This window comes from Enterobacter cloacae complex sp. IR5418, from assembly GCF_049238105.1.
Taxonomy (GTDB): Bacteria; Pseudomonadota; Gammaproteobacteria; order Enterobacterales; family Enterobacteriaceae; genus Enterobacter; species Enterobacter hormaechei.
Window position 1 is genome coordinate 1 of record NZ_JBMKHS010000082.1, and the last position, 4065, is coordinate 4065.

Genomic DNA, 4065 nt, shown 5'->3' on the forward strand with positions numbered 1-4065 from the left:
GAAGATGCGTGATCTGATCCTTCAACTCAGCAAAAGTTCGATTTATTCAACAAAGCCGCCCCGCAGAGTCCGGAACGCTGATACGGATCCATATCATTAGTAACAGCGAAAGTACTGACATAATACCGAACGTCAGGCGCCAGCCAAGATAATGCCCAAGCCAGGTTCCCAGCGGAACGCCTAGTGAGAGCGCCAGCGGTGTCCCAGCCATGGCTATCGCCATAGCCCGACCCTGATGAAGCGGCTCAACAATTCGGCGTGAAAACCCCGCCAGCAGGCTCCACGCCAGTCCCGCAGCCGCCCCGGCCCCCAAACGCGCTAACAGGGTCAGGTAAACATTTGATGAAAGTGCGGTAATGGTATTAAAAATGAAGAATCCCGCTACGGTCATTAATAAGACATATTTCCGATTCCACGACCGGGTAACGATAGTTAACGGAATAGCGGCAAATAATGACCCGAGGGCGTAGACGGTGACCCACTGGCCTGCGCTAGCCAGCGAAATATTCATTCCCTTACTGATTTCTGGCAATAATCCTGCTGGAATAGTTTCCGTCATGATGCAAATAAATCCGGTCATCGCAAAAGCCATTAATGGCATATAGGGAAATGTGTCATTCATTTTCTGCATTTTGCAATACCGTTAATGTTTAATTAAGCCTGCCAGGTGCGCAGGCTTAGCGCCTAATAGAGTAGATCGTTAGTCAATTAAAGTGCCATGTTCAGTATTGTTTCCGCCACTTCAGCAGTAATTTTTCCATGTTCACCTAATGCGATGTGCCCATGTTCTTTTAACTTGCCGATAACAGCTGAAATATCTTCCGCGCCCAGACCATAATCAGAAAGTCGGGTTTTAACGCCCATCAGTTCAAAAAATTCCACGGTGGCATTGATAGCCTCATCGGCCATTTTTTCGCTATCAGACTCAGGAATATTCCAGACACGCGCACCGTACTGAGCCAGCTTTTCTGCTTTTTCCTTTTTGCACAAGCGCCATAGTGCAGGCATAACGATAGCGAGGGTACGGGCGTGGTCGATTCCGTATAATGCAGTAATTTCCTGGCCAATCATGTGAGAAGCCCAGTCAGTTGGGACACCTGCGCTCAACATTCCATTCAGGGCCATCGTCGCAGCCCACATGATGTTAGCTCTGGCGTCGTAGTTCTGTGGATTTTTAAGGGCTACTGGGCCTTCTTCTTTCAGCGTGCTCAGCAGTCCTTCCGCCAGGCGATCCTGCACCTTAGCGTTAACCGGGTAAGTAATGTATTGCTCAAGAACGTGGACAAAGGCATCAACAACCCCGTTTGCGGTTTGTTGTTCAGGCAGCGTGTAGGTCATTTCCGGTTCGAGCACTGAAAATTTCGGCATAACGTAAGGGGAGGTGAAAAAGAGTTTATCCTGGGTGGTCACCCGATTAATCACCGCCGTGTTATTCATCTCTGAACCCGTGGCCGCCAGGGTCAGCACGCATCCAAAAGGGAGAGCTTGTTTCACCACGCCGCCATAACTCTTGACGATCTCCCATGGATCATTTTCGTAGAGGGCTGCGGCGGCAATAAATTTAGTCCCGTCGATCACTGAACCGCCGCCCACGGCCAGAAGAAAATCAATTTTTTCTGTTCTGACAATCTCAACGGCTTTCATCAGGGTTTCATAATGAGGGTTTGCTTCTACACCGCCAAACTCATAAACCAGGGTGTTTGTCAGGGACTCTTTTACGCGTTTCAATATACCGTGTTTTATAACGCTGCCCCCGCCATAGACAATCATGACCTTTTTACCCTGCGGGACTTCTTGTGCTAACGCAGAAATTTGATCGCGACCAAAAAGAATTTTTACCGGATTATGATAGATAAAATCTTGCATAATGATTACCTCATTTTCAGAATTAAAAGCCGTCACTACAACGAGGACATATTCACGTCGTGGAATATAAAGTACCATTTTGAATTTTATTTATTAATCAACATAAATTTCACTTACTTGTGAAATTTATTTGATAATTAATGACAGACTGGTACGCTGACGTCTCCAGTAGGGACCGAGGAGGAGGAATCGTGTGGATGAATTAAAGGTTTTTTTAACAGTGGCCAGGCTGAAAAGCTTTACCAAAGCCGCAGCTGAAATAGGTGTGACACCCTCAGCCATCAGCCACACGGTGAAATCTCTTGAGGAAAGGCTTGGGATCCGCCTGCTGGCCAGAACCACCCGCAGTATCTCCACTACGGAAGCAGGTGAAAGGCTCATTAACGAAGTTGGCCCGTTAATGGAACAGGTTGATGATGCTATTAGTCGGTTGAGTGAGCTTAGGGAAAAACCCACTGGCGTCATACGCCTCACGGCGGCAGATGATGTTATCCAGTATTTGATCCGTCCTGTATTACCGGACTTTCTGAGTCGCTACCCAGATATTCAGATTGAAATCGGCATTGACTATGGATTTACAGATATTGTTGATCAGCGTTTTGATGCCGGGATTCGTCCGGGCGATGTTCTGAATAATGATATGATTGCCGCAAAAATAAGCCAGAACTGGCGCCAGCTTGTTGTTGCTGCACCAGATTATTTTAAGCGTTATGCTAAGCCCAGGAAGCCGCAGGATCTTTTGAACCACAACTGCATTAACGTCCGCTATTCTGATACGAGTGGATTGTACGCCTGGGAATTCGAGAAAGATGCTCAGAAATTCAGTCTGAAAGTCAAAGGGCAATATATTGCGAACAGCACGATTCATCAGCTCGATGCAGCATTAGACGGGCTGGGGATTGCCTATATTCCCGAGTATGTTGCAGATGGATATATCAAAAGCGGCAAGCTGATTGCTGTTCTGACCGAGTGGTGTCCATATTTTGACGGCTACCATATTTATTATCCTCACCGCCGACAGGATTCTCCTGCGTTTATGGCTTTTCTGCAACTTTTGCGCGACAGGTACAATAATGGAATAAGATAAATTTATGAGTAAAGGATTATGTCCACGATAAGCACCTGGGTCGATTCCTGGGAGGCGGCCATGAGGGTAGGGAAGCGCCGTCCCGTCAAGTCAGCGTAATGCTCTGCCAGTGTTACAACCAATTAACCAATTCTGATTAGAAAAACTCATCGAGCATCAAATGAAACTGCAATTTATTCATATCAGGATTATCAATACCATATTTTTGAAAAAGCCGTTTCTGTAATGAAGGAGAAAACTCACCGAGGCAGTTCCATAGGATGGCAAGATCCTGGTATCGGTCTGCGATTCCGACTCGTCCAACATCAATACAACCTATTAATTTCCCCTCGTCAAAAATAAGGTTATCAAGTGAGAAATCACCATGAGTGACGACTGAATCCGGTGAGAATGGCAAAAGCTTATGCATTTCTTTCCAGACTTGTTCAACAGGCCAGCCATTACGCTCGTCATCAAAATCACTCGCATCAACCAAACCGTTATTCATTCGTGATTGCGCCTGAGCGAGACGAAATACGCGATCGCTGTTAAAAGGACAATTACAAACAGGAATCGAATGCAACCGGCGCAGGAACGCTGCCAGCGCATCAACAATATTTTCACCTGAATCAGGATATTCTTCTAATACCTGGAATGCTGTTTTCCCGGGGATCGCAGTGGTGAGTAACCATGCATCATCAGGAGTACGGATAAAATGCTTGATGGTCGGAAGAGGCATAAATGCCGTCAGCCAGTTTAGTCTGACCATCTCATCTGTAACATCATTGGCAACGCTACCTTTGCCATGTTTCAGAAACAACTCTGGCGCATCGGGCTTCCCATACAATCGATAGATTGTCGCACCTGATTGCCCGACATTATCGCGAGCCCATCTATACCCATATAAATCAACATCCAGGTTGGAATTTAATCGCGGCCTCGAGCAAGACGTTTCCCGTTGAATATGGCTCATAACACCCCTTGTATTACTGTTTATGTAAGCAGACAGTTTTATTGTTCATGATGATATATTTTTATCTTGTGCAATGTAACATCAGAGATTTTGAGACACAACGTGGCTTTGTTGAATAAATCAGATTTCGGGTAAGTCTCCCCCGTAGCGGGTTGTGTTT

Annotated in this window: 3 protein-coding genes and 1 pseudogene; 1 reads left to right on the forward strand and 3 read right to left on the reverse strand. The window is 46.2% G+C overall.

The features are described 5' to 3' along the window. Window positions 1-55 precede the first annotated feature (55 nt). Window positions 56-622: pseudogene (locus tag ACOTX7_RS23930) on the reverse strand (MFS transporter); the annotation flags it as partial. Between the two features lie 86 nt (window positions 623-708). Next, complete coding sequence (locus ACOTX7_RS23935; protein WP_021243026.1) at window positions 709-1866, reverse strand: iron-containing alcohol dehydrogenase; 1158 nt, start codon at window positions 1864-1866, stop codon at window positions 709-711. Between the two features lie 193 nt (window positions 1867-2059). On the opposite strand from ACOTX7_RS23935, the gene ACOTX7_RS23940 reads away from it, so the two are divergent. Beyond that, window positions 2060-2953, forward strand: coding sequence for a LysR family transcriptional regulator (locus ACOTX7_RS23940; protein ID WP_012695469.1), 894 nt, complete (start codon window positions 2060-2062; stop codon window positions 2951-2953). A gap of 136 nt (window positions 2954-3089) precedes the next feature. Here the strand turns inward: ACOTX7_RS23940 and ACOTX7_RS23945 are convergent, their stop codons facing one another. Then, window positions 3090-3905 carry an aminoglycoside O-phosphotransferase APH(3')-Ia gene (locus ACOTX7_RS23945; RefSeq protein ID WP_012695470.1) on the reverse strand — a complete coding sequence of 272 codons (816 nt, stop codon included), beginning with the start codon at window positions 3903-3905 and terminating at the stop codon, window positions 3090-3092. Window positions 3906-4065: the final 160 nt, after the last annotated feature.